General features: G+C 33.9%; 2 protein-coding genes. Both read right to left on the bottom strand.

Annotated elements, in window-relative coordinates; genetic code table 11:
• Nucleotides 1-93 precede the first annotated feature (93 nt).
• Entirely contained in the window at nucleotides 94-273 is a 180-nt protein-coding gene (locus B4033_RS13310; protein ID WP_004810797.1) for a hypothetical protein, read from the bottom strand.
• 357 nt (nucleotides 274-630) lie between these two features.
• The coding region (locus B4033_RS13305) for a zinc-binding dehydrogenase (protein ID WP_286834624.1) at nucleotides 631-837 on the bottom strand (207 nt) is incomplete at its 5' end.

Below are 837 nucleotides of genomic sequence, written 5' to 3'. Positions count from 1 at the left end.
TTTTTTTATGCCTGAAATTTAGTGAAATCTATTTACAGCCGAAATCAATAAAATAGATTTGCCTTCTGCGAGGGTAAGATAGCTTGAATCGGCTTAACGACGTTTGCGTTTAGGCTTAGACAATTTGGTCATATAACTTTCAAGATTTAATAATGCCAAATAGAAAATTTTAGCCTGCTGTGTCGTAACCCGGTTAAATAATCTGGCTTGAATCACTTGTGTTAGTGCTCGAGTTTGATGGATCCGTTTAAATGGTCCTTTTGCAATCATCATCGCTATTACTCTCTTGGATAAAGGAGAACAAGGTGACTATTGGATAAACAGTCTCTATAAGGATTGCAAAAACCTGACCATTTTTTACTTAAAGTTCAAAAACATAACTACCGTTCGTCGGAATTAATAAAACAGCTCTCAAATAAAAATTCTAAATATTTGTTATTTATATATTTTTATAAAAAAAGACTTTGGGAAAATTTTCACATAAATAAGTATGTTTTCTTTCAAGTTTAAATGCTATAAATTTCAGCTGTTATTGTATTGCTAAAAACTGACATACCTTGTCATTTTTTGCACAAAAAAAGGGAGGGAAGCCATTAGCCCCCTCCTTTAAGTATTTTAATAATATGTGAACTAGATCACTTCTACCACAATTTTTCCGATATGTTCGCCTGTATCCATAGCTGCATGTGCATCCTGAATCTCATTAAATTTGAAAGTCTTATAAATCATTGGCAAACATTCACCTTTTGCCCATAAAGGTGCTACATGCGTTTTCAGACCTTGTGCAATTTCAGCTTTTTCCGCTGTGTTACGCGCACGCATGGTTGAACCGGTAAT

Source organism: Acinetobacter sp. UBA3132, from assembly GCF_002364825.1.
Classification (GTDB): domain Bacteria; phylum Pseudomonadota; class Gammaproteobacteria; order Pseudomonadales; family Moraxellaceae; genus Acinetobacter; species Acinetobacter schindleri.
Note: the sequence above shows the minus strand (reverse complement) of the source record. Positions and strands in the feature narration are given on the sequence as shown.

Bases quoted from the DNA above. Each gene is read 5' to 3' on its own strand.
- B4033_RS13310 (WP_004810797.1), bottom strand. From the start codon at position 273: ATGATGATTGCAAAAGGACCATTTAAACGGATCCATCAAACTCGAGCA.